The following is a 25,456-nucleotide window of genomic DNA, read 5'->3' as shown; positions in this document are numbered from 1 at the left end:
GCCACCTGAAACTGCAACACCTTTATCTTCTGAATAAAGTCCAACTCCTACATAGGGTGAAATTACAGGCAAGCTAATAAATTTTAAAACATCTACTCCCGTAGCACCATCAGGGCCAGTTCCTAGCTCAACCCCAAAATTTAAAGCCCTAGCTCCTACAGCATAAGTTACATCACCATCTTTTCCACCGACTGAAACCCAAGGTTGCGGTATAAGTTGAGCCGATGCTTGACTTGGCGTAAATAAAGCTAACAAACATATAGGTGTAAGTAATGTTTTAGCAATAATCGCTATTTTCACCTTATTTTCCTCTACTAACTGCTACATATTAATTGTCTTCTCACAACTAGCCTTAGCTCAGTACTACTGTTAACTAGGGTTTGTCTATGATGACTAATCGTGACGGAGTGAACTTCATTTGAGTGCCCGATAAGTGCAATTATTATTTTAGTCATGTAATATTAGTTACGGCAATTTTCGTGCATTGCAACCACATCTATCGTAGGGGCACAAGAGACAAAGACTAAGAGTTACAGTAATTCTTCCCCCTTGTCTCACCATGCTCTTATGGCCAGTATATTTGCTGATTACTTTATCAAAATGCCTGATTGCTTTCTCAAAATACAGACTTCTCGAAAGACTGGCAGTCAGGTCAGCGTTTTTATCTATTAATTTCTTCTTCATCACGCTTGTGTCGCTATTTCTAACCAATTCAACCAAAGTGTCTAATTGTGAATTCAATAACTTTAGACCCCATTTAGTGAGCTTTTCAACATTGTATGAAAAATATCACTTAAAAACCCACAAAGTTAACAGCCTACCCCCTGCCTCCCCAGCTTCCCCAGCTTCCCCTGCCCCTATAACGATGGTATATTTTTATTTGAAAGTCGCTTAGAACTATTTTCTGATAATTTGAAATCAAGCTAAGTTTTGTGGACAGTAGCCCAATCCTCGGATATAACTTTGTCGGAATACTTCAATCTCATTAGGCTGCGGTCTACCATGAGAAACTACCGCTACATGATAGCGTTCCATAACATTAATTGCTGATTCTCCAGCTTCCAAACTGCTTAGAACCTGACTAATGAGTTCGGATGGTGAGTAAATAATTCCCAATTCATTCAAGAAAGCTCTAATGTCTTTATCCTTTTCTACTGAAACAAAAGATTTCATTTTGACGTTGATTATCCAACCATGAAATTGATTAATTACAGTAACAAATTCAACAGAAAGGCCATTCCTACTAAAATATTCAACAACTCGCAGTGTCAGACTAGCATTTGCCAGATAGTAAAGGTATTGCATAATTTCTAGAGCAGACTTGAGACTTTCAAAAAAATAATCTATAAATATAAAGATTTTATGAGGATTCTAGGTTTTTACAGAAAAAATAATTAAATACATCTCTCACAATCAAAGTAAAGAAGAATACTACTTTTTTGTTAAGGCTTATAAACAAATATGTCAGACTGCAAAATCTAAATTAACTTGTTGTCTTCTTTGTAACGATATATTAAAATAACATAAAAGTTTGACCACGCAGAGGGTGTGTCCTAATACCGTTCGGTTAAGGAATTTCTTAGTTGAGGCAGGCAGAGAGAGCAGGGGGAGAAAAAATGGCTGAACATATACCCTCTTGCCTCCCCTGCTTATCCGAACCGTATTGGGGTGTGTCTTGCGATCGCGAAGGTGTCATAAGCATCTTCTTTTGATACAACTTATGAAAATTTTGTTGGTAGAGGATGACGTATTACTGAGTAAAGCACTCTTCGAGTTATTGAGTGCAAATCGTTATACTATCGACATTGCAAGCAATGGGCAAGCTGGATTAGAACTAGCGCTATCGGCTGAATATGAGTTGATTTTGCTGGACTGGCTAATTCCGAAACTGGATGGCATTAGCTTGTGTCGGCAACTGCGAAAGCAAGGCTACCGTAAACCCATTCTGTTGTTAACAGGGAAAAATTCTAATGCAGATATTGTGGCAGGGTTAGATGCGGGAGCAGATGATTATGTCATTAAGCCATTCGACCCAGAAGCATTACTAGCCAGAATTCGCTCTTTATTACGACGCAATGAGGCAATCTCATCATCCACGTTAACTTGGGGAAATCTCTGTTTAGATCCAAGTGCCGGCAGAGTAATTTGTAATGAGCAGGAAATTCCCCTTACAGCAACAGAATATAAACTGCTAGAGTTGTTTTTGCAAAACCCAGAACGGATCTTTAGTCGTGCAGTGATTCTAGACCGACTTTGGGGCTTTGATGATGCGCCGACTGAAAATGCAGTTACAACTCATATTAAAGACCTGCGAAAGAAACTGAAAACAGCAGGTCTAGCAGAAGAATTTCTAGAAACGGTATATGGCATGGGCTATCGCATCAGGCCTGCACCTAATTGCTCCATCTCTGTTGTGCAAAGGAATCAAGATGGAAAGAAAAAACCCGGTATCAAAGATATGACTTCTGTAAATCGGGTGCTGGAGCGCTTTCGTAATTCTTTTGCCGGACAGGTTGTAGTGCTGGATGAGGCAAAAACTGCACTCTTATCAGGGAATTTAAATGAAGAGTTACAGCAAAGGGCATTGCATGAAGCCCATAAGCTAGCAGGCTCGATGGGGTCGTTCGGTTATCCAGAGGGTTCCCCGCTTGCACGAAAAATAGAGTATTTGCTGCTTGAAAATTCCTCGCTATCTCCCGATCAAATCTCTGATTTTTCGCAACTGGTAACAGCATTACAGCAAGAGTTAACCAAGCCTGCTGTCACTTCTACCGCTCAAAACTTTCCGATAAACCAAACTTATCGTCTGTTAGTAATCGATGATGATACAACGCTGACAGAGCAGTTGCAAGCAGAAGCCGACTCATGGGGAATCAGGATGAAGGTTGCACCAAACTTAGAAACAGCGCGATCGCTTTTTTCCCTAGCAAATCCTGACGCTGTTTTACTGGATTTGAGTTTTCCAACAACAGAGGAAGATGGATTAATATTATTGAGCGAGATAGCAGAGCGATCGCCAAATATCCCAGTAATTGTTTTTACAGGACGAAATACCTTGGCAGATCGACTGACAGTATCGCGTTTAGGAGCTAGACAATTTTTGCATAAACCAGCGACAACCGAGCAGATTTTTCAGGCGATCGCTCGTGTCTTACCTCAACCTAAAACTTCAGAAGCCAAAGTTTTAATTGTAGACGATGACCCTGTAATACTGGCTGGATTATCAGCTTTGCTGACTCCTTGGGGGCTGGAAGTAACAACTTTGGCAGAATCACAGCAATTTTGGAAGATGCTGATTGCAACATCTCCAGACTTGGTGGTGCTAGATTTAGAAATGCCAATAGTGAACGGACTAGAGTTGTGCAAAGTCGTGCGCCAGGATGCCCAGTGGGGAGATTTACCGATTTTAGTAGTTACATCTCATACCGAAGCAGAATTCCTTCAGCAAGCTTTTGCTGCTGGAGCCGATGATTTTATCAGCAAGCCAGTGCTAGGGCCAGAACTTGTGACGCGGGTACTGAGCCGCATTCAAAGAACGCGCTGGCGCTTTCAGGCAGGGAGAAGTAATGCATGATGAAAAATTATCCGCGATTATTCACCTACGGTGTTGCTATTGGCTCCACAGCGATCGCCCTGCTGGTGTCACTTTGGTTAGAACCTCTGATTTCTCGAACAATTGGTGCATTTTTCTATATAGCTATTATTGTAAGTACTTGGTATGGTGGCTTTCAACCAGGGATCATTACAGTTGTCCTTTCCACACTGGCAATTGATTATTTATTTATCCTTCCGCGATATGAATTCTGGATCGATCAACCAGAAAAATTATTGCGGCTAAGTATCTTTTTACTGGTTGCCTTGGTGATTAACCTAATCACTAGCAATCTTCAATACAGCAGACGGAAGATTCAACAACTCAACCAACAATTGTCTCAAGAAAATGCCGAGCAACTGCGGATGACTCTTGACGAACGCAAACAAGCACAAGAAACGCTGCAACAGCAATTTGAGCAACAGCGCTTAGTAACGGAGATGACCCAGCGTATCCGGCAATCGCTCAATTTACAAGATATCTTGCAAACTGCTGTCGATGAAGTGCGGCAGTTTCTTAAGTGCGATCGCGTGACGATCTTCCAATTTTATCCAGGTTGGGGTGGAACGCTTGTTGTTGAGTCTGTAGCACCGGACTGTATGGCTCTTTTGCCACTCCAGATTTGTGACCCTTGCATTGGTGAAGAGAACGTCGAACCCTTTAAACAAGGCTTAGTCACTGCGAAAACTGATATTTATACTGCCGGAATTAGTTCCTGTCACATTGCATTTTTAGAAAGTCTCCAGGTGAGGGCAAATCTAGTCGTTCCCGTTTCCTTGGGAGATGAATTGTGGGGATTACTGGCAGCTCATCAATGTAAGGCTCCTCGTGAGTGGCAATCTTCAGAAATTACTCTGTTGCGGCAGTTAGGAGCGCAAGTAAGCATTGCTATCCAGCAAGCAGCTTTGTTTGAACAGGTGCATACAGAACTAACGGAGCGCAAACAGGCAGAAATTGCCCTACAACAACTCAATGCCGAACTTGAGCAACGAGTGCAAGAGCGGACTTCACAACTGACAGAGACAAATGATCGCCTGCGAAAAACAGTCATAGAGCAGCAACAAACTCAACTCACACTTTTAGAACAGTCGCAAATGCTGGAGCTTCAAGCTGTAATCACCCGAAATATGGGGGAAGGCATTTGCTTAGTGAGAATTGATAATGCAGTCATTGTCTATGCCAATCCTAAATTTGAGCAGATGTTTGGCTATGACTCTAATGAACTCAACGGTCAGCACGTTTCGATTGTGAACTTTTTCACCAAATCGGTAAATATTAAAGATGTAAATCAAGGCACTCTGTCTGCCGTCTTACAAAATACTGAAGCCACCCATGAAGTCCAGAATCTTAAAAAAGATGGTACACCATTTTGGTGTAGTGTGACGACTTCTGTATTCAAGCATCCCGACTACGGCGACGTTCTGGTTGCGGTTCACCAAGATATCACTGAGCGCAAAGGCATCGAAGAAGCTTTGCGCGAGAGCGAAGAAAAGTTTCGTCAGCTGGCAGAAAACATCCAAGCAGTATTTTGGATGACCGATAATCAAAGTCAGCAAGTTCTATATGTGAGCAAGGCTTATGAAACCATCTGGCAAAGAAGTTGTGAGAACTTGTATCACAACTATTCAGATTGGTTTGATGCAATTCACCCAGAAGATCGCCAGCGTGTCGAAATTGAATTCGTTGAACAGCTTGCGCCAGGGCAATACGATAAAAAATATCGGATTATCCGTCCTGATCATTCAATCCGTTGGATTCGCGATCGCGCATTTCCGATCAAAAATGAACTAGGAGAGGTAGTTCGGATTGCTGGGATTGCCGAAGATATTACTGAACTAGAGCAGGTTAATCTGATCAAGAGTGAGTTTATTGGTATTGTTAGCCACGAACTCCGCACTCCCTTAACTGCAATTCGCGCCGCACTAGGCTTACTACAAACTGGTATCTACGACAAAAAACCAGACAAATTCAAGCGGATGATTGAGATTGCAGCCATCGATAGCGATCGCTTAGTGCGTCTTGTCAACGATATTCTCGATTTGGAACGCTTAGAATCGGATCGAGCTGTCTTAGAAAAAACCACCTGCAATGCGGCTGATTTAATTCAACAAGCAGTAGCAGGAGTGCAAGCGATCGCCAATCAGCAAAATATTACCTTTAATATCTACCCTACCAATGCTCAAGTTTGGGCAGCTGCTGATGCCATTGTTCAAACACTCACCAATCTGTTAGGTAATGCGATTAAATTCTCACCTGCCGATTCTACTATTACCCTGAGTGTCCAACAGCAAACAGATCGCGTCCTGTTCCAGATCGCGGATCAAGGACGAGGTATCCCAGCAGAGAAGTTAGAAGTAATCTTTGGACGATTTCAGCAAATAGATGCCTCTGATTCTCGCACCAAAGGCGGCACAGGCTTGGGATTGGCAATCTGTCGTAGTATTATTGAACAGCACGGTGGGCAAATCTGGGCTGAGAGTACTCTTAGTGTTGGCAGCACGTTTTTCTTCACTCTGCCATTGCCGGGAAATTAGGCAGGGGGGCAGGGAGCAGGGGGCAGGAGAGAATAATAAATAAGCAATGACAAATGACAAATGACTAAAAAATTATTAATTGTGGATGATGAAGAACGAATCCGCGAATTAGTACAAGCTTGTTTAGAAGACTTGGGAGGATGGGACACCCTGACAGCTGCATCAGGGGCAGAAGGACTAAAAATCGCCCAGACAGAACGCATTGATGCCATTCTACTTGATGTGTCTATGCCTGATATTGACGGCTTTGCAGTATACGAAAAACTTCAGTCAAATTCTGCAACCCAAGGGATTCCAGTGATTTTGTTAACAGCGAAAGTCCAAGGAAGCGATCGCGCCCGTTTCGCCCAGATGGGAATTGCCGGGATTATTACCAAACCCTTTGAACCCACCTCTATTTGCAACGAAGTTACCAAGATTCTTGGGTGGGACGATTAATTTTTAAGATTTGTAACAAAACCTATATCTTTATTAGTTTTTTATTTTTGTAATTTATCTTTTTTGGTTACAGATAAAAATCTTTTATATCACCGGAAAGGTATATGAAATGAAATGAATATGCTAACGGAGGTAAATATAACCGGCAAAACGATATTGCTCATTGATGATGAACTAAATGTACGTGAGATAGTCAAATTTTGCCTCCAAGATTTAGCTGGTTGGAATGTGGTGACAGCAGATTCCTCATTAGAAGGATTGCAGAATGCAGTACATCATAGTCCTGATGCGATTGTATTAGATATCTCAATCCGTAACATTGCTAGTTTTGAGTTGATGAATAAACTAAGAAATAATCCAGAAACTCAAGCTATTCCTGTAGTGCTGCTCAGTGCTAAAGCGCGATGGCTGGATTCGCAAATTTTGCGACAGTATCAAGTTGCAGGTGTAATCCTCAAACCCTTTAATCCAGTTACGCTCCCTGCTCAAGTTGCTCAACTGCTGGGTTGGGATTTTACTTCACTAATGGATTAAACAAAAACGTGTGAAGCAGCACCTCACTCACCTTGACTATCGGAATTGCCACAGTGATTTCTACGTTTAGGGAACTCCAAAAAATAAATTATCCCAATTTCTGGACTCAACACTACTGTTTTTCCCCTGCTCCCCTGCCCTTAAATGCGTAGCCCTTTAGGGAAGCAAGCTAGGCGTAGCGTCCCGCAGGGATGGGATATTTTTTTAGTTGGAAGTCCCTTAATTCAAACGTATTGCTCTATCAGGCTAAAGCAAACGGGCGTTGATATTTTTAAAAGTTGTGAACTACTTTCATTTCTTTATTAGTTCTTTATTTTCTGTTTATAAATTAAAACTGTTGGTAGTGAAGCCAAGATCGAACAACTTATTCGTGTTTAACTTTTTTAATAAAACAACAATTTTATGACAAACTGCCCTTGCTGTTCAAACCAAATGCTTCGTCACATTCGTTCACAAGAAACCTACTGGTTCTGCCGCCGTTGTTGGCAAGAGATGCCTAACCTGAGTTCAGAAATGAACAGGAGTACTTTAAATTTGACTAGAAAAAGCACATCATTAGTTAAACAGCCACTTTACTCATTTTGAAATGTCAAAATTGCTATTTTATATTACCATTTAACTCGCATAACTCGTGAGGTTATCCATCATCATTAGTCCTTTATGATTTATGTTTACAAAGGACAAACGATTAATGACGATGTTAATGAGAGCTATACATCGCTACTCAAAAGTGGATACATCTCGCAGTAATTTAGGAATTTCTCCTTGAGATACAGGAAACTCCAGCAAGGTTTCTCTAAGACCTAAATACCCAGATTCAGCAAATGACAAAAGCATTCGTGAAAGCGCTAGCCAAACCTCCGGTTCGTATTCCCAATCTCGATAACGCGAAGCTTGAGCAGCAATTGAACGTAACGCCCAGAAATAAGAGTTTCTCACCACCGAACCACCTTTCTTAAACTCTGGTAAATCTCCGTGGTGGATAAAAAGTATTTGATTGTCAATTTTAGCTCTCATCGCAATTTTAGATTTTAGATTAAAAGTAAATCTTAAATAGGGTGGGTTACGGCTTTAGCCTAACGCACGATGTTGTATAGTGGTGCGTCGTCTTTACTAAAAAACTCCTATTTTCTTTGTATTTTCTGCGCCTCTGTAGTTCAATAAATAACTTTCAAACCGCAGAGTCACAGAAAACGCAGAGAGCAAAGCAGACACCTAAAAATTGGCGCTTAAACCCACACGGAAAGTGAATCCAGGGCTATATATGCGATTAACTCGCTCATATTGCTCACCTAGTAGATTTTCTAAATAAACTGTCAGTCCTAAATTGCTAGTTAAAGGTATACGACCGGTCAAATCTAAATTCACGAAAGATGGCGCAAAATCTGTAGGCTTGTCAGTAGAGTTAGCGAAGATGGATCTACGAGCGCCACTATTGTAAGTAACATACAAGTTAGCTTGCCATCCCGCATTTTCATAACCTACACCAGTTTGAAGTACAGAGTAGGGAATTAAACCTAACTGTAAACCTCTCTCTGCACCTGTTTTTATTTGAGCATCCGTATAAGTATAGTTGAGGAAAGTTGACCAGCCTGAAGCAATTCTTAATTGCAAAGCTGCCTCTAAACCATTGGTATCTACTAATCCAATGTTTTCCCATCTTCCGGCGATGACTCCCAAGCGATCGCCTATACTACTACCAAAGTAAGTAAACTGTCCAATCAGATTTTGAGAAAAATTCACATCTACTCCCGCACTCCAAGTGGAGCCAGTTTCCGGACTTAAATTAGGGTTAGGTTCCCAACCATGAACCGTATCATAAACATACAACTGATCTAACCCAGGATTGCGTTGTGCCCCTGCCCAACTTCCACGCACTGCTACTATTGGTGTGACAGCATAACGTAACCCAACACTAGGATTGAGATAATTTCCAAACTGGCTATCAAAGGTTTGCCTTAGCCCTAAATCTATCAGAAAATTATCGCTAATATTCCAAGTATTGACAGCAAATAAACCTGTATTGAACAAACTCCGATCTTCCTTTTCGTTTTCGGCAATCCTAGTAGGATCTGTACTCAAAACATCACCGATTAAATCGGTATTTTTCAAATCTAATCCCCAGCGCAATTTATTATTGGAAGTAACTTTCCATTCATGATCGACTCTAGCTGTGAGTTGTTGTGTATCTAAAGACCCTCTGCGATAAAATGATACTCCTGTAGGGCCATAAGTACTAAAATAATCTTGGTTATAACCAATTGATGTTGTAAGATTAGAGCTTTCCCCATTACCTAATCGAGTTTTCCAAGATAAGCCAACATTTAAACCATCGTGGTCTAATCTATCTCTTTGCAGAGGGAAACCGAAATAAATTAAACCGCGACGACTGCTGAGTGAAGTAACATCTAAATTCAAAGAATTTTTCTTATCTAAATCTACTCCAATGCTACCAAAGTAGGTACTTGTAGCTGTATCTGCATTGAATAAAAATCCTTGTTCATCACGATTAGCAGCACCTACAGGGACGCGGTAACGGTTATCTGTAAAGAATCTTTCAAAGCTAAAGTTATACTTGACATTATCAGATGAACCACCATAAGTTACTTGTTGATTATTTAAACTTAATGAGCCAAATTCTGCACTAGCGCTCAATTTAGGTTTGTCATAACCTTCCTTAGTGATAATATTCACAACTCCCCCAAAGGCTGAAGAACCATATAAAGCGGAGGCCGTGCCGCTATATAATTCCACTCGTTCAATAGCCTCTACAGGAATGCTATTTAAGTCAGTTCCACCATGATAAGTGTTGACATTATTGTTAATTGGTCTGCCATTAATCAAAAATACAGACTGATTAATTGAGGCTCCCCGATAGTATGTACCTGTGTGAATATCTGCACCATGACCTACATCATTGATTGCAAAACCAGGCATTCGTTTCAAAATATCGGCTAAACTTGCAGCACCTTGTTTTTTAATTTCTTCTTGATCAATTACGTAAGTTGGAGTAGATTGAGGTAGGTTATCTGGTTCTGCGATCACTTCTATAGAAATGTCTGCATCATCGCTCGGAGTTTGCTCTGTTTCTGGCTGATCTGGATTAACTTCACTCGGTGCAGATTGTTGAGTTAATAATTCGGCATTAGTGACGGGTAGCTCAATTTCACTCAAACTCCGAATATTTAAAATAATTTCGGTTGATTTATCAGTATTTCTCTGCTTAACTTCACTTTCAGTAGCAAAGCCAGGAAACGCTATCAGTAAACTCGGTAAAGCAACTATTAGCAACAAAAAATCCTTTTTCACGTTCTCTTTCACACCAACTAAAAACAGTCACCAAGTAGTATTGTTGCTGTAATAGCAAAATCATGTCAAAAGACACGCTGTCATATTTCCACGCCTTATATGCCCGATTTCTCTGACAATTGGGGTAATTTTGTTGTTCAAAAATGATTAACAAACGTTAGCATTGAGCCAACTGGATGCTTCACAAACACAATAGAAGGCAATAAATTATGATTCAAACCTTACGCAAATTAGTTACATTCGATGAATTCGTTGCTAAATATCCTGACAACACTCCAAAACGTTATGAATTACATGATGGAGTAATAGTCGAAATGTCCCAACCAACAGGCGACCATGAAGAGATTATCGTATTTTTAGTTCAGAAATTTATTTTAGAATATAGTCGCATAAGCCTACCCTATGGCATACCGAAAACAGTAATAGTAAAACCGCTTGAAAGTGAATCGGCTTACTCACCAGATATACTGCTATTAAATCTCCCTAATTTGGTAAATGAACCTCTGTGGAAAAAAGAATCCACTGTAAGCCAAGCAGAATCAATACCCTTAGTAGTTGAGGTAGTGAGTAGCAATTGGCGTGATGATTATTTAAAAAAAGCTGCTGATTATGAAGCTGTAGGCATCCCAGAATACTGGATTGTAGACTATGCTGCTTTAGGTGGTAGGCGATTTATTGGCAACCCCAAACAACCAACTGTCTCGCTCTACACCTTAATTGATGGAGAATACCAAGTCAGCCAGTTTCGAGGTAGCGATCGCATTATCTCACCTCTGTTCCCCGAATTAAATTTAACCCCCGAACAAATTTTTCAAGTCGGTGGATATCCTGTATAACTCTTACACTATTAGAAAAGAGCGATTTCCTTTACAGACGAAATTTGTTGTCGCAAACTCTTCAGTAAATCTACAGTTTTTTCGTAAGCTCAGATAAGCCTCAAATTTATCTGGTGCAAAATTTATGGCTTTAGTACAATCTGTAACAGCTTGATGGTAATCTTGTAATTGGAGATAAGCCAATTTCGGCAACCCTAAAATTAGCGGGACAAAAAGCCCCGCAAATTGTTAATTATTAAAGTTAGATTTTAGTCTACTTCCAGTCCTTATCTGCTTGTGAAAGCACATAAGCAGTTACATCTTCAATCTGGTTAGCTTTTAAACGGCTACCGAAAGCAGGCATGGCATTTTTACCTTTTGTAACTTGGGCGATAATCGCCTCCTCTGAGTACATACCATACTTTTCTAAAGCTTCCTTCTTCAGGTTCTTCGGAGCTTGAACCAGATTTTTACCTCCCGCATGACAAGAGGCACAATTAGCACTAAATACTTTAGCTCCACTAACAGCATCTCCTGCCAAAGCTGGACTACTGAAGGCAAAGGTGAAGATTGCTATGCCTAACAGCATCACTGTAATAATTTTTTTCATTTCGTGTTCTGTCTCTCTCCAATAACAGCTTATTCGCTGCGATATCCTCCATAATTGTCAGTTGAGGCGCTGCTATAGTCAAATGACAAGCTGTCAAACTTCGCTATCAAGTTTTTGGATTTGAAATATTCAGGGTTTGTAGTAAGTACTTTGCAACCTTAATGAAAACTGATATTAGATAATAAAAACTAAAGTGCTTACTAAGAACTTGCTTACCACTACTATTACAAATTATGTTAGAGGATGTTTGAAAAGCCCTCTTGTCGGTATGAAATAGTTTTAGATCCCCCTAAATACCCCTTAAAAAGGCTACGGTGTACACATAAATCGAAAAATTCTCTACCCACATTTTTGTCAGAGTGACATCCCGCCCAGAACTGAAGTCCACTCAAGTAGACTGAATTAATCATTTTAGTCCACTTGAGTGGACTTCAGCTATGAGACTCGGAATTCATTCCGAGGCGGGATAGAAACGCAGTGCGAGATTTATTAATCGAGATTTATTAATAAAGATATGGCTGCGACAAAACTTGTGTATACACGGTACCCCCTTTTAAAGGGGGTTAGGGGGGATCTAAAAGTACCCAAAGTCACAGCGAAATACTTTTCAAATAACGTCTAAGCAAGGTAAAAGCGTCATTATCAATTGTAAATTCTTTCAACAGCTCCTAACTGAGTAAGCGCATCTCCTGTAACACGACAAATTCGCCAATCATCTAATATAGATGCTCCCATACTACGGTAGAATTCTTGGGCTGATTCGTTCCAATCCAGCACACTCCACTCTAAGCGCCCACAATCACGTTCTACAGCTATCTGAGCTAATTTAGTTAAGAGAGCCTTACCAATACCTTGCCTACGATATTCTGGTAAAACAAATAAGTCTTCCAGATAAATTCCTGGCTTAGTCAAAAATGTTGAATAATTATGAAAAAATAGGGCAAAACCAACAGCTTGACCCGCAGATTCTGCTAAAATCGCTTCTATATATTTGTGCGATCCAAATAAATGCTCTTTAAGTTCCAGAGCATTGCCAGTGACAGCGTGAGATAATTTCTCATACTCAGCCAGCCCCTGAATTAATTTAAACAGTACGCTGTAATCAGTTGGTTCAGCAAAACGCACAATCAAATTGCTACGCGAAGTCATTAGTCTATAGTCTATAGTTCATAGTCCATAGTCTATAGGCAACTGTGCAAGTTTTTTTGGCTAATGACTAAAGAAAAGTCGAAAAAAGGTATAAAACGCCCTGTTTTTGCAATTTGCGATAGGTAAAGCTCAAAAAATATACATATACAAGCTCGGCTTTATTCATTAGGCATGTGGATTTAATAAAGAGCAAGTTTTGTAAGGTCTGTTACGGGCATTTGTCCTAACGCACCTAAAATCTAGGATGGTGCGTTATGGTACGCGATAACGCACCATCCTAGATTTAAAGTTTTGCACTTTATTTGATCCATGTTCGTAAATGAAGCTAATCTATCTTCGTAGATGTAATTAAATCAACCAACCTTTTAAACGTTTGGCTATGTGAGGACGGCGCAATTTTCGCATGGCTTTGCTTTGAATTTGTCGCACTCGCTCACGAGAAAGATTGAACATGTTGCCAACTTCTTCTAAGGTACAGGGTTCGCTGGTTGTCAAACCATAGCGCAGAGAAATTACATCTTTCTCCCGTGGAGTTAACACGTCACCCAAGACTTCCCAAATCTCCTGACGCATCATGTTTTCATTCATTTTTGCTTCTGGAGACAGGTTATCTTCATCTTCTAGCAAATCCATCAATTCCGTGTCTTCTTCTTTACCGACACGGTGGTTGAGAGAAAGTGCTTGACGCCGTAGTTGTTGTAGCTGGCGTAGTTGTTGCACACTAATTTCCAAACTTTCTGCCATTTCTCCTTCGGTAGGATTGCGACAAAGCTTTTGCTTGAGTTCTCGTTGTGCTTTTTTCAGCTTGTTAAGCTTTTCAACAATATGAATAGGTAGCCGAATTGTCCGCGCATCGTTAGCTATAGCTCTAGTAATCGCTTGTCTAATCCACCAATAGGCGTAAGTAGAAAACTTATATCCTTTATCTGGATCAAACTTTTCTGTAGCGCGATTTAAACCCATTGCTCCTTCTTGAATTAAATCCAGGAAAGGCACTCCCCGATTCAGGTATCGTTTAGCAATAGAAACTACCAATCTCAGATTCGAGCGAATCATTTTGCGTTTCGCTACTCTACCTTGATACAAGCGATTTTCTAATTGCTTTTCCGTCATTTCTAGCTCGGAAGCCACCTCTACCTTGCTAGGTTCCTGTCCTAGTTTTAATTCTAAGGCTGCTTGTAATTCCCTAACTTCTTCTAGAAACCTAACTCGCCGCGCTAACTCTACCTCTTCATCAGCTTTTAGAAGCGGATAACGCGCCATCTCTTTAAAAAACGCGCCGACGGCATCATCATGCTCGGTTTTATTGTATCCCGAAGGACGGGCGGCAGCCATATCATCCCCGTCGCGTTCGTCTGATTCCAGATTTTCTACTACAATTGGAGACTCTTCACCTGCTACTGCTTCTAAAATATCGAGTAATGGTTCTTCAATATCAGCAGTATTCTCCAGTATTTCCATTTCTCCTAATTCAACAATATTCATAGTTTCCTTTAGGGATTGTTGCTTTGTTTGGTACATAATTTAGTTACAGCTACTCGTTTGAGGCTTGGTAGTTTTCCCTAAGGGACGAATGCACCCGTTTATATAGCGAAATTCAGGCTTATACTAATTTTTCTTCAGGAATGAAAATCGGCATCTACCTAGTACCTATGGGTTACAGTTAGATACAACCTATAACTAAACTGGCCTTCGCACCCAACAAAACTTTCTTCTCAGGCTCCTAACAGATTATATTCTTCATTTTTTTCTTAATTATCAAATATGTCAAACCCCCTCAAACTTTCTCAACCTTAACAAACATAGAAATTTCAGCTAACCATCCAAATATATTAAACTTTCATATATTTTTATAAATATTTTTAATGTTTATCTCTTGGAAATCACTGGATAAATTAAGAACTTGGTGCTGGAGTTATGCATTCCTGATTTAAATTTATCCAGATGAGAGAAATTATAATAATGGCAGCTTAATTTCAAGATATTCTTATTTGTATAAAAGCATCTCATATACAGAAAGGGTTGAATATCTATCGATAGGCGGAAAAAGGCTACTCCCTATTTAGTAGATGGAGCAACCGTTGCAGGAAGGGCTGACATGCTTTTATTTGTATAGTGGGTACCAAATATTTATTGCATGTATAGTTGATACGAATTTGTCTAGTAGATTACATAAGAGGAAACTTATCAAGTATTATGAAGGATAACAGTATTGGCAAATACCATTTAAGTCTAACAAAATAAAAAATTAGACTTACTTAAGCTAGGTTATTATTAACCAGCTATGTGAGGTAAATATCTAATTATAAAGTCAGAAGCTATGTATATTAATGACGTAAAATTATCTCCTTTATTAGTATCTGAACCTAGCCAATCATACCAGTCAGGTATAACTGTTTATAGGTGGGTTGAAGTATTGGTAGACTGTCCCGGAAGTACAGGACTATTTACTTATCGATTGCCAGCCCAGTTAAAAATAAAACCAGGGGATATTTTGAGCGTGCCATTTGGGGCACAACAATTAGGAGTAGGAGCGATCGCAATTCGGTTACTGGCACAACCAAATGTCGATTTACCACCAGAAAAAATCCGGGAAGTAGAAGATATTGTCAGCGTGGGATTTTTCCCAAGTGCTTATTGGGAATTACTCAATCGAGTCGCTGCATATTACTATACGCCCCTAATTCAAGTAATCCGGGTTGCTCTACCACCAGGGTTACTGGGGCGATCGCAGCGTCGTATCCGCTTAACTGTAGCTGGTGCAGCAGTATCTACTAACGCTAATCCTAATGATTGGTTAAATACACCTTTGATGCGTGCCGTTCACCAGCCTTATTCTCGCTTAATTAAGTTTTATTTACTGAACACAATTGAAAATAATTATTTGATTAAAATTTTGGCTTTATTAAGCTTCCAAAGTTTAGTGGCGAAAGTTAACAATATAGATGCTAATAAAATTCTGCAACTCCTACAACAACAATCAGATGGCGATTATAGTTTTCGCTACTTACAGGGTCAAGTTCAACGAGCCTACCAGGGAGTCCGGGAACTGTTGCGACAAGGATTAGTAGAAAGCTACTTAGAACCGCCAAGACTGACTAAACCGAAGTTTCAAAAAGCAGTGACGCTAGTGGGGAATACAATTGATAGAGACTTAACTACTCGCCAACGAGAGATTTTAGAAGTGCTGCGGCGGCGTGGTGGGGAGTTGTGGTTAAATGAGTTTTTACAGATTTGTAAAACAACTACCCCTACCCTGAAAGGGCTGGAAGAAAAAGGTTACATCGTCATCGAAGAACGGGAAGTATTGCGAACCGAACAGGGGCCAGCATTAGCAGGCGATGGGGCTAAATCTTTAACTGTTGCTCAAGCTAGCGCCTTAGAAACAATCCATACACTAGATGGATTTGCTGAAGTTTTATTGCATGGAGTGACAGGTTCAGGAAAAACAGAAGTATATTTGCAAGCGATCGCCCCTTTACTCAACCAAGGCAAATCCGCCCTTGTTTTAGTCCCAGAAATCGGACTCACACCCCAGTTAACCGATCGTTTTCGCGCCCGTTTTGGTAATAAAGTCAGCGTCTATCACAGCGCCCTCTCCGATGGTGAACGTTACGACACTTGGCGACAAATGCTCACAGGAGAACCTCAAGTTGTCATTGGTACGCGCAGTGCCGTTTTCGCCCCTTTGCCCAACCTGGGTTTAATTATTTTAGATGAAGAACACGATAGCAGTTTTAAGCAAGACTCACCCATACCCACCTACCACGCCCGTACCGTCGCCCAGTGGCGAGCAGAGTTAGAAAATTGCCCCTTAGTGTTGGGTTCCGCTACGCCCTCGTTGGAGAGTTGGGTAAGTGTTGGAACCTCACCCCCTAGCCCCCTCTCCGCAAGCAGAGAGGGGGGACAAGAAAGAAATCTTAATTCATCACTCCTAAATCAAAAGTTAGGAAGCAGGAGTTATTACTTAAGTTTGCCCGAACGGATCAACTCTCGCCCTCTACCGCCAGTGGAAATAGTAGATATGCGGCAAGAGTTGCAGCAGGGAAATCGTTCTATATTTAGTAGATCGTTGCAAGAAGCTTTGCAAGAGTTGCAAGAGAGAAAACAACAGGGAATTTTATTTATTCATCGGCGGGGACACAGTACTTTTGTATCTTGCCGCAGTTGTGGATATGTATTGGAATGTCCCTACTGTGATGTGTCGTTAGCGTATCACCACACCGAAGAAAAAGCACCGGAATTATTGCGCTGCCATTATTGTAACTATGCGCGATCGCACCCCAAATTTTGCCCCGATTGTAGTTCCCCTTACCTGAAATTTTTCGGTAGCGGTACTCAGCGAGTAACGCAGGAACTAGCGCGACAGTTCCCAGAGTTACGCTTGATTCGTTTTGATAGCGATACCACCCGCAATAAAGGCTCACACCGTACCCTACTCACCCAGTTTGCCAACGGCGAAGCAGATTTATTAGTGGGTACGCAAATGCTCACCAAAGGTTTAGATTTACCCCAAGTGACACTTGTGGGCGTTGTCGCTGCCGATGGATTGCTAAATTTATCAGATTATCGCGCCAGTGAACGGGCATTTCAAACCTTGACTCAAGTAGCTGGACGTGCTGGTAGAGGCGATGATCCAGGGAGGGTGATTGTACAAACTTATACTACAGAGCATCAAGTAATTGGAGCAGTGCGATCGCACGATTATCACTCTTTCTCCCAAGCTGAATTAGAACAACGCCAAGCCCTCAATTATCCCCCTTACGGGCGGTTAATTTTATTGCGCTTAAGTAGTCTCGATCCCATTCAAGTGCAAAATACGGCGCAAATAATTGCCACAACCTTAAGTACAGAAGAAGAATTCGAGATATTAGGCCCAGCACCAGCAAGTATTTTGCGGGTAGCTAATCGTTATCGTTGGCAGATATTGATTAAATTTGCCCCCGATGCATTACCACAATTACCAGATTGGGAAGAAGTGCGATCGCTTTGTCCTTCGTCTGTGAGTTTAACTATTGATGTAGACCCATTAAATATTATGTGATCATCAACTGCGTATATAGTTACGCATAAAAATCTTTTTTCCTATTCCCCAGAATTAGCTGAGTTTGATGTTTGTTTCAAACGTGCTAATTGAGTCAGTCTATGCATTATCAACCCTCAGATAGATGAAGCAAATTGAAGTATCATCTATCAAACAAGTTCAGGCATACATATTAAAAAAATCTTTCATAATTTGCTGCTAAAGTTAATTGCATATTGAAAGTACAAACAAAAATGAACTTTGCTAGCAGCAGTTTACGGTTTACGATGATACTTTTAAAGATTTATTACTTTTTACGTAATCATACTGTGCAAAGTTAATAATTTAGATAGTTCCCTTAAAAATCATGATTTGCTGTTAATGGTAGTTGTAATTGACAGCATAGACAAAAATAAAATTTGCCAGCAGTAGTTAACGATTTAAGTAAGGTAATAACTTTGAAGATTTCTTGCTTTTCAGGTAATCATACTGCACCAAATTGATGACTTAGGAAGTCCCCTGAAAAAAGAAGTTCAGTAATCACGTAATTTCAAGCATTTGCTAAATAATTTTTACATAGTTTGGAGGATAAGTTATAGTTTCTCCACCAGCTTCAACTCAGGCAATAAAAATACAGTTTTTTCAACAAAAAAGGTAGAAGTTCGTTCGTGCAGCCTCTCGTAGAGGAGAAAGAGCAGAAAGGAGAATTTCTATCAAGAGCGCTTATAAATTCTAACGACCCGAAGGCAGCAAGAGTCTCAATACTGCTCGGTTAAGGTGCATAGTCATTGGAGATCCCCCTTAGCCCCCCTTAAAAAGGGGAAAATAAGCCAATTATTAGCCCCCTTTTTTAAGGGGGGTTGGGGGGATCGAGTCTTATCCGAGCAATATTGGCAAGAGTCTGAGTCCTCCACTAAAAAATGCAGCTTTGGTAGATCCATTGCTGCGGGGAAAGAATGGTTTACCTGGGCCTTGCGGTCATCATGTTCGTTTGTGGACAGTAAAGGATCGCCAGGAATAATCATTGCAGATACTTGGCCCTTGTCAATGGACTATTCACGTATCAACTACGACTACAACGGCAAGGTATATATGATTTACAACATCAGCTCCAAAATACTGCTATTAGCAATTGCTCAAGCGATTAATTTTCAACCAAATAACGCTCCTGTAGCATCTGGGTATATTAAAGACACTGGTCAAACCTACAATGATACTCGGAACTTTGCTTGGGTGCATGAAGATACCTTTGCTAAAAGTGCTAAAAATAGCAAACTCAACTATATTGCGATCGCAGTGGCTAACCGTCCCTCGGTCAGAACGAGCAATCCTACTGATAATCAGAAAAATGTGTCGCCAGATATCTCGATTACAGCAGACGTGAATCTCCCCAACAGTGGGATTGCGCTTAATAGCCTTTCAGCTTCAACCATCAAACTGATCGATAGCAGCACTAATACACAAGTCGCTGCCAACTACAACACTTCGGGTGGCGGAGATGTGATTGTAGTGTCCCCGATAAATCATCTCAAGAATAATACCAAATATCTGTTACAAATCACCGACGGAGTAGAAGACAGCAATGGTGCTGCATTCTTACCCTATAGCATCAGTTTCACAACAGACACCCTTGGAAAGGGAGGAAGCCATATTAGTTTTGAGAAAATCTCACTACCGAATGTCCCTGCCAAACCTTACACCACAGTATTGATTGGCCCTGACAATAAACTCTATGCTGCCACCTTACGAGGTGAGATTTTGCGCTTCCCGATGAATCCTAATGGCACTTTAGGTACGCCACAAACCATTACCTCATTACAGACTGCCAATCATGGTAATCGAACTATCATTGGTATGCACTTTGATCCTTCATCAACAAATGCTAGTAACCTAATTCTATGGGTAACAAACAACTACTACTGGGATGGAACTAATGCGCCAGAGTGGACTGGTAAAATTACTCGCTTAAGTGGTTCCAACTTAGAGACAGTAAAAGATTATGTGGTTGATTTACCACGATCAATCCGGGATCATCTAACCAACAGCATTGAATTTAAGCCCAATGAGCCAAAAGTGCTGTATGTCTTACAGGGTAGTAATAGTAGTACGGGCGCACCAAACAATGTCTGGGGTAATCGTCCTGAGAAGTTGTTAAGTGCTGCTGTATTACGAGTTGACCTGTCCAAAATCACCTCACTTCCTTTAAGCGTTAAAACGGAGGGTGGAGGTACTTATAACCCCTTTAAGCCGGGAGCAGCTGTAACTATTTTTGCCAGTGGTATACGCAATGCCTACGATCTAGTTTGGCACACCAATGGTCAGTTGTATGTGCCAACAAATGGTTCAGCAGCTGGTGGCAATACGCCAAATACACCTATCCCCCTACCTCATGCCTGCCAAAACCGTATCGATAAAGCTATTAATGGGGCTTATACCAGTCCATCCGTACCTGGTCTCATCAATATAGGCACGCAGCGAGATTATCTGTTTCGGGTTGTTAAAAACGGTTATTATGGTCACCCCAATCCTAAGCGTTGTGAGTGGGTGTTAAGTGGTGGAAATCCTACAGTTGGTACAGATCCAGGTCAGGTAAAAGAATATCCCATAGGTACTCTACCTGACCGGAATTGGAAGGGTAGTGCCTTCGATTTCGGAGAGCATTTTTCACCCAATGGTATCATTGAGTACCATAGTAATGTTTTAGGTGGCAAGCTACAAGGTAAACTTTTGGTGATCCGTTACAGTGCTGGCAAAGATATCATTGTTCTAACACCAGGTGGGGAAAACTTGGATATTGTAAATTCCCAAACGGGTATTACTGGCTTCACGGGTTTTAACCCAAGTCCATTGGATTTGGTTGAGAATCCTAGAAATGGATATCTCTATGTGGCCCAGCTCAATGAAGGGACTGGCACGGGCAAAATTACACTTCTGCGTCCACTCAATTAATTGATTAACAGTTCTGGTGATACCAATCCTTTTTGGATAGCTAAAACTGCGGCTTGAGTGCGATCGCGTACTTCTAGTTTCTGTAAAATAGTATGGACATGAACCCGTACTGTACCAGGGGCAATGTAGAGAATTTCAGCAATTTCTTGATTGCTTTTGCCAGTTGCCACGAGTGCTAAAATTTCTTGCTCCCGCTTGGTTAGGGGATTTTCTAAAGATTCCTCAGTTTTTGCAGGCAGCATGAAAGTAGGATTGCCCTCAAAAGCTGCTCTAATTTCTGTTGTTGCCGTTTGATCCCACCAAGAAGCCCCTGCTGCAACCGATCGCACTGCTAATATTAGAGACTCAGCCAGAATACCTTTGAGGCAGTAACCTTGGGCCCCGGCGGCAATTAAGCGCGAAATCAGGGGTTTTTCAGAACGCGAGGTTAAAACAAGAATTGGTAAATTTGGGTGCTTCTCCTTGATTTGGCGACATGCCTCAATCCCGCCAATCCCCGGTAAACCTATATCCAGCAAGACCAAATCCAGAGGATAGCGATTTGCTAATTCTACAGCTTGTTCCCCATCTTCTGCCTCTGCAACAATCTCCAAAGTGGTTTCTTGTTGCAACCGCATCCGCAGACCAAGCCGAAATAATTCATCATCTTCAACAAGTAAGATTTTTGTCATTTGTCATTGGTCATTGGTCATTGGTCAGAAGTTAGCAATTATTATTCTCCCCTCTCCTCCTGCCTCCCCTGCCTCCCCTGCCTCATCTCCCCGGTGGTGGACAAGCAGGGAGGCGGAAACCAAATAGTGCCCCTCGTAGTGAGCGATTCTCTGCCCAAATTGTACCCCCATGAGCGGTAATAATTTGCCTGGTCAAATAAAGCCCTAGTCCAGATCCTGAGACATGGCGATCGCTATGTCCTTGATAAAATCTTTCAAACAAGTGGGGTAACTCTTCTTCGGTAATGCCGGAACCAGTATCAAGTATTTTTACTACTTGATCGCTAGAATAACTTTCAAGTACTACTTCTACTTTACCGCCACGAGGGGTATGGTTTATGCCATTACTCAGGAGATTGGTGAAGACTCGCCCCAGTTGCAAAGGATCGCCGTTTACCCAAATAAAGCTGCGAAAATCTGATTCGCCATAGTGGAGAGAAATATAAACCTGGCGTGTTTTAGCTAGTTCAGTCAGGGTAGCGATTACCTCCTCCGCCACAGTTGCCAAATTAACAGGTGATAACTGTAGTTTCAGCCCTTCGGCATCATTGCGGTATACATCTAAAAGTGTTTGGACTAATTGCAGTGTACTCCGATGACTACGAGCCATTGTTTGTAAGACTTTTGCTTGCATTGGCGTGATTTCACCAAATTGCTCATTTTGCAAATATTTCAGCGTTTCAATTGCTCCTAATAGGGGTGTTTTCAAATCATGGGTTAGGGTAGAAACAAAATCCTCACGCATGGTAGCCAGTTGTTCTTGGGAGCGTAATTGTGCTCGCGTATAAGCGATCGCTTCTTCATTGCGGTGGTTGCGTTCGCTTAACCAACCTGTTACCACCAAGGCCAAAACTGCAATCAGCCTATTTGCCAACGTTGAAAGATAAAGTATTTCTCTTCCGGGAACAAGCAAGTCTAATAATGTTAATCCTGTAGCTGCAAGAGTGATCCCCAACACAGCACCCCGATTCAATCGTGAATCTGCTAACAAAATCGTCCCTGTGTAGAGGTAGCCAAATACGTACTCAGGTGGTGTTGAAAATTCCAACACTATCACGATCGCAAAGGCGATCGCTATTAACCCATAAGTGTCCCTACGCTCATTTCTAGCTTTTTTCATAGCGATTAATCGATTTAATATATTCATTTCTCATTTACTTAAAAATCGTTATCCTACAATCTTTACAATTATTTAATTCAGCGATTATGATTTATCTGCAATCTATATCTGCAAATGTTAACTTGACAATTAACCCGAAAATTCTATATTGTCCACATGCAAAAACGGCGACTGGGGACTAATAGGGCTATTTCGTTCTAGACATAAACCGCCCAGAACTAAAGTTCCTCTCTTGCTAAAGTCTGTTAAAACGGGCTATAACCTTTTCTCAGTCGTCTTTAGATGACTTTCGCTGTTAGAGACTCAGAATTCATTCTGAGGCGGGCTAGATGAGAATAAAATAGCCTTGGGTAACTGAAGATTGGGGCTAAGTAGTTACCCACAAGGGGTGGAGTATTTACCACAACCTTCCCAATCCGTAATCCCTTTACTAAAATTCTCTGAAATATTTATATTCTTTGAAAGTAGCAAACTTCGAGAATGTATTGTATAAACAAATAATCCTAACTAGCGAGATAGATGAATTAATAATAAAAAATTAAATATTCTTAACAATAAGTATCTGGATAGTAATAACTGAAAAAAGTAAATCCAGATTTAAAAATGACGGTGACATGAGATATCACCAAATCCCTTGAAATCAAAGACCCTAACAGTTAATCTGTTATTTCTAAAAATTGGCTTGCTAGCACTTAAATTTAATTGAGCGCGAAATATATGGGACAAGGTTTTTTGCAAATTGGCTTAACGCTGTGTATTGTCATAGCAATCACTCCGTTACTAGGTAAATACATAGCGCGTGTCTTTTTGGGAGAAAGAACACTGCTTGATTTTTTAATGAACCCGATAGAGCGAAGTATGTTCGTACTAGCAGGTGTCCGCAGGAAAGATGATATGACGGGTTTTCAGTATATCCGGGCTGTAATTGGCAGTAACCTGCTCATGGGTATTTCAGTGTATTTCCTGATATATTTTCAAAGACTCTTGCCCTGGAATCCTAACGGCTTCGGTGCTATCAAATGGGATGTATTATTACACACAACCATTTCCTTTGTTACCAATACCGACCAGCAACACTATGCTGGTGAGACAACTTTAAGCTATTTTAGCCAGGTAGCAGCTTTAGGCTTTTTGATGTTCACCTCCGGAGCCACCGGGTTAGCCGTGGGTATTGCTTTTATTCGCGGGTTGACAGGTAGAAAGTTGGGAAACTTTTACGTCGATCTTGTGCGTGGAATTACGCGAATTTTGCTGCCAATTTCGATTATTGGAGCGATCGCTTTACTTGTAACAGGTGTACCACAAACATTAAAAGAGACTTTGGTTTTGAGAACCTTAGAAGGCGGAACGCAATATATCGCCAGAGGCCCGGTGGCATCCTTTGAAATGATCAAACTTTTGGGCGACAACGGCGGAGGCTTTTTTGCCGTAAACTCAGCCCATCCTTTTGAAAATCCCAATGGTGCTTCCAACTTGATAGAAATGATCGCCATGATTTCTATACCAGCAGCCTTAATTTACACTTATGGTATATTTGCTAACAACATCAAACAAGCTTGGCTACTTTTCTGGATGGTGTTTGTGGTTTTTGTAGTTCTGGTAGGAGTGGCAGCCGTAGGAGAACTGCAAGGTAATCCCCTTGTTAATAACGCCTTTGGATTAGAACAGCCCAATTTAGAGGGGAAAGAAGTTCGATTTGGCTGGGCACAAACGGCATTTTGGGCAGTTATGACTACTGCTACTATGACTGGTGCAGTGAATGGAATGCACGATTCTTTAATGCCGCAAGGAATATTTTCGACACTATTGAACTTGTTTATTCAGGTTATCTGGGGTGGCCAAGGAACTGGAACAGCTTACTTATTTATTTATTTAATTCTCACAGTATTCCTAACGGGACTAATGGCAGGGCGCACCCCAGAATTTTTAGGACGCAAAATTGAAAAGCGAGAAATCGTCCTGGCTGGCGTCGTGCTGTTGATTCACCCAATTCTAATTTTAATTCCCAGTGCGATCGCCTTGGCTTATCCCATCTCTCTATCTGGAATTAGCAACGCTGGCTATCACGGTATTTCTCAAGTAGTTTATGAATACGCCTCAGCAGCAGCCAATAATGGCTCCGGCTTAGAAGGGTTAAAGGATAACAGCCTATGGTGGAACTTGAGTACAATAGTTAGCTTAATTGGAGGACGCTACATTCCGATAATTGCCATCCTCTTGTTAGCTGACGGCATGTCTCGCAAACAACCAGTTACTGAAACCCCTGGTACTCTAAGAACGGATTCTCTAGTATTTACTGGTATCACTGCTGGAGTGACATTGGTTTTGGGAGTATTGACTTTCTTTCCCGTTCTGGCTTTAGGCCCCATAGCCGAGGGTATGAAGCTAGCATCTGGCAGTTAGAAAATTTATGAGTTATGAGTTATAAGTTTGGAATATAACGAGAATACTAAAAAATAAATTATGCCGTTTCGTAGGGTGTGTTAGCGATGTCTACGACGGGCTACGCCTACGCGTAACGCACCCTACAAATTGGATCTTTTTTTTATAGGAAGTTCTTAATAACTCCCAATACTTCTCGGTTAAGAAGATTTGTAGGTTGGATTTCTTTCAACCCAACAAAGCCCTAAAAATCTTGGTTTAACCTGCGGGATCTTGCTACGTTCCTCAACC

Annotated in this window: 17 protein-coding genes; 8 read left to right on the top strand and 9 right to left on the bottom strand. The window is 41.0% G+C overall.

Going from position 1 to position 25,456, the window contains the following annotated elements; genetic code table 11:
* Nucleotides 1–300 (bottom strand): hypothetical protein (locus VE944_RS30035; RefSeq protein ID WP_324986167.1); only part of this gene is annotated, 300 nt, incomplete at its 3' end.
* A 618-nt stretch (nucleotides 301–918) separates the two neighbouring features.
* Nucleotides 919–1,305 (bottom strand): hypothetical protein, encoded by a 387-nt coding sequence (locus tag VE944_RS30030; protein WP_324986164.1) that lies wholly within the window; start codon nucleotides 1,303–1,305, stop codon nucleotides 919–921.
* A 415-nt stretch (nucleotides 1,306–1,720) separates the two neighbouring features.
* Between VE944_RS30030 and VE944_RS30025 the strand changes: the two genes are divergently transcribed.
* The 4 genes from VE944_RS30025 to VE944_RS30010 all read left to right on the top strand — a co-directional run bounded on the left by VE944_RS30025 (nucleotide 1,721) and on the right by VE944_RS30010 (nucleotide 7,098).
* Complete coding sequence (locus VE944_RS30025; protein WP_324986161.1) at nucleotides 1,721–3,574, top strand: response regulator; 1,854 nt, start codon at nucleotides 1,721–1,723, stop codon at nucleotides 3,572–3,574.
* Complete coding sequence (locus tag VE944_RS30020) at nucleotides 3,571–6,126, top strand: ATP-binding protein (RefSeq protein ID WP_324986158.1); 2,556 nt, start codon at nucleotides 3,571–3,573, stop codon at nucleotides 6,124–6,126. The genes VE944_RS30025 and VE944_RS30020 overlap by 4 nt, the downstream gene beginning before the upstream one ends.
* A 60-nt stretch (nucleotides 6,127–6,186) precedes the next feature.
* The gene (locus VE944_RS30015) at nucleotides 6,187–6,564 is read left to right on the top strand and encodes a response regulator (RefSeq protein ID WP_324986155.1); all 378 of its coding nucleotides are present in this window, start codon (nucleotides 6,187–6,189) and stop codon (nucleotides 6,562–6,564) included.
* A gap of 114 nt (nucleotides 6,565–6,678) precedes the next feature.
* The gene (locus VE944_RS30010) at nucleotides 6,679–7,098 is read left to right on the top strand and encodes a response regulator (protein ID WP_324986152.1); all 420 of its coding nucleotides are present in this window, start codon (nucleotides 6,679–6,681) and stop codon (nucleotides 7,096–7,098) included.
* Between the two features lie 720 nt (nucleotides 7,099–7,818).
* On the opposite strand, the gene VE944_RS30005 is transcribed toward VE944_RS30010, so the two are convergent.
* Nucleotides 7,819–8,115 carry a hypothetical protein gene (locus VE944_RS30005; protein ID WP_324986149.1) on the bottom strand — a complete coding sequence of 99 codons (297 nt, stop codon included), beginning with the start codon at nucleotides 8,113–8,115 and terminating at the stop codon, nucleotides 7,819–7,821.
* A 198-nt stretch (nucleotides 8,116–8,313) separates the two neighbouring features.
* Nucleotides 8,314–10,407, bottom strand: a complete 2,094-nt coding sequence (locus VE944_RS30000) for a TonB-dependent receptor plug domain-containing protein (protein WP_324986146.1) — start codon at nucleotides 10,405–10,407, stop codon at nucleotides 8,314–8,316.
* 209 nt (nucleotides 10,408–10,616) lie between these two features.
* Here VE944_RS30000 and VE944_RS29995 point away from each other — a divergent pair, with 209 nt between their 5' ends.
* Nucleotides 10,617–11,243 carry a Uma2 family endonuclease gene (locus VE944_RS29995; RefSeq protein ID WP_324986143.1) on the top strand — a complete coding sequence of 209 codons (627 nt, stop codon included), beginning with the start codon at nucleotides 10,617–10,619 and terminating at the stop codon, nucleotides 11,241–11,243.
* Nucleotides 11,244–11,496: 253 nt separating this feature from the next.
* Here the strand turns inward: VE944_RS29995 and petJ are convergent, their stop codons facing one another.
* The 3 genes from petJ to VE944_RS29980 form a co-directional block, all read right to left on the bottom strand.
* On the bottom strand, nucleotides 11,497–11,832 hold the full coding sequence (petJ, locus tag VE944_RS29990; RefSeq protein ID WP_324986140.1) for a cytochrome c6 PetJ: 336 nt from the start codon (nucleotides 11,830–11,832) through the stop codon (nucleotides 11,497–11,499).
* A 642-nt stretch (nucleotides 11,833–12,474) separates the two neighbouring features.
* Nucleotides 12,475–12,981 carry a GNAT family N-acetyltransferase gene (locus tag VE944_RS29985; protein WP_324986136.1) on the bottom strand — a complete coding sequence of 169 codons (507 nt, stop codon included), beginning with the start codon at nucleotides 12,979–12,981 and terminating at the stop codon, nucleotides 12,475–12,477.
* Between the two features lie 348 nt (nucleotides 12,982–13,329).
* The gene (locus VE944_RS29980) at nucleotides 13,330–14,502 is read right to left on the bottom strand and encodes an RpoD/SigA family RNA polymerase sigma factor (protein ID WP_324986133.1); all 1,173 of its coding nucleotides are present in this window, start codon (nucleotides 14,500–14,502) and stop codon (nucleotides 13,330–13,332) included.
* Between the two features lie 799 nt (nucleotides 14,503–15,301).
* Between VE944_RS29980 and priA the strand changes: the two genes are divergently transcribed.
* A complete protein-coding gene (gene priA, locus VE944_RS29975; RefSeq protein WP_324986130.1) occupies nucleotides 15,302–18,025 on the top strand; it encodes a primosomal protein N' in 2,724 nt (907 codons plus the stop codon).
* A gap of 1,026 nt (nucleotides 18,026–19,051) precedes the next feature.
* Entirely contained in the window at nucleotides 19,052–20,953 is a 1,902-nt protein-coding gene (locus VE944_RS29970) for a PQQ-dependent sugar dehydrogenase (protein ID WP_324986127.1), read from the top strand.
* On the opposite strand, the gene VE944_RS29965 is transcribed toward VE944_RS29970, so the two are convergent.
* Together VE944_RS29965 and VE944_RS29960 are read right to left on the bottom strand one after the other, a co-directional pair.
* Nucleotides 20,950–21,624, bottom strand: a complete 675-nt coding sequence (locus VE944_RS29965; RefSeq protein WP_324986124.1) for a response regulator transcription factor — start codon at nucleotides 21,622–21,624, stop codon at nucleotides 20,950–20,952. The genes VE944_RS29970 and VE944_RS29965 overlap by 4 nt on opposite strands.
* A gap of 82 nt (nucleotides 21,625–21,706) precedes the next feature.
* Nucleotides 21,707–22,783, bottom strand: coding sequence for a sensor histidine kinase (locus VE944_RS29960; protein ID WP_324986121.1), 1,077 nt, complete (start codon nucleotides 22,781–22,783; stop codon nucleotides 21,707–21,709).
* A 717-nt stretch (nucleotides 22,784–23,500) separates the two neighbouring features.
* On the opposite strand from VE944_RS29960, the gene kdpA reads away from it, so the two are divergent.
* On the top strand, nucleotides 23,501–25,186 hold the full coding sequence (gene kdpA, locus VE944_RS29955; protein WP_324986118.1) for a potassium-transporting ATPase subunit KdpA: 1,686 nt from the start codon (nucleotides 23,501–23,503) through the stop codon (nucleotides 25,184–25,186).
* Nucleotides 25,187–25,456 lie beyond the last annotated feature (270 nt).

Origin of the sequence: Nostoc sp. (assembly GCF_035638895.1) — a bacterium.
Classification (GTDB): domain Bacteria; phylum Cyanobacteriota; class Cyanobacteriia; order Cyanobacteriales; family Nostocaceae; genus Nostoc.
This window is presented reverse-complemented; position numbering and strand designations above follow the sequence as displayed.

What these genes read in the sequence shown, in the direction of transcription:
- VE944_RS30030 (WP_324986164.1), bottom strand. Translation starts at nt 1,305, where the DNA reads ATGCAATACCTTTACTATCTGGCAAATGCTAGTCTGACACTGCGAGTT.
- VE944_RS30025 (WP_324986161.1), top strand. Translation starts at nt 1,721, where the DNA reads ATGAAAATTTTGTTGGTAGAGGATGACGTATTACTGAGTAAAGCACTC.
- VE944_RS30020 (WP_324986158.1), top strand. Translation starts at nt 3,571, where the DNA reads ATGATGAAAAATTATCCGCGATTATTCACCTACGGTGTTGCTATTGGC.
- VE944_RS30015 (WP_324986155.1), top strand. Translation starts at nt 6,187, where the DNA reads ATGACTAAAAAATTATTAATTGTGGATGATGAAGAACGAATCCGCGAA.
- VE944_RS30010 (WP_324986152.1), top strand. Translation starts at nt 6,679, where the DNA reads ATGAATATGCTAACGGAGGTAAATATAACCGGCAAAACGATATTGCTC.
- VE944_RS30005 (WP_324986149.1), bottom strand. Translation starts at nt 8,115, where the DNA reads ATGAGAGCTAAAATTGACAATCAAATACTTTTTATCCACCACGGAGAT.
- VE944_RS29995 (WP_324986143.1), top strand. Translation starts at nt 10,617, where the DNA reads ATGATTCAAACCTTACGCAAATTAGTTACATTCGATGAATTCGTTGCT.
- petJ (WP_324986140.1), bottom strand. Translation starts at nt 11,832, where the DNA reads ATGAAAAAAATTATTACAGTGATGCTGTTAGGCATAGCAATCTTCACC.
- VE944_RS29985 (WP_324986136.1), bottom strand. Translation starts at nt 12,981, where the DNA reads ATGACTTCGCGTAGCAATTTGATTGTGCGTTTTGCTGAACCAACTGAT.
- VE944_RS29980 (WP_324986133.1), bottom strand. Translation starts at nt 14,502, where the DNA reads ATGTACCAAACAAAGCAACAATCCCTAAAGGAAACTATGAATATTGTT.
- priA (WP_324986130.1), top strand. Translation starts at nt 15,302, where the DNA reads ATGTATATTAATGACGTAAAATTATCTCCTTTATTAGTATCTGAACCT.
- VE944_RS29970 (WP_324986127.1), top strand. Translation starts at nt 19,052, where the DNA reads ATGGACTATTCACGTATCAACTACGACTACAACGGCAAGGTATATATG.
- VE944_RS29965 (WP_324986124.1), bottom strand. Translation starts at nt 21,624, where the DNA reads ATGACAAAAATCTTACTTGTTGAAGATGATGAATTATTTCGGCTTGGT.
- VE944_RS29960 (WP_324986121.1), bottom strand. Translation starts at nt 22,783, where the DNA reads ATGAAAAAAGCTAGAAATGAGCGTAGGGACACTTATGGGTTAATAGCG.
- kdpA (WP_324986118.1), top strand. Translation starts at nt 23,501, where the DNA reads ATGGGACAAGGTTTTTTGCAAATTGGCTTAACGCTGTGTATTGTCATA.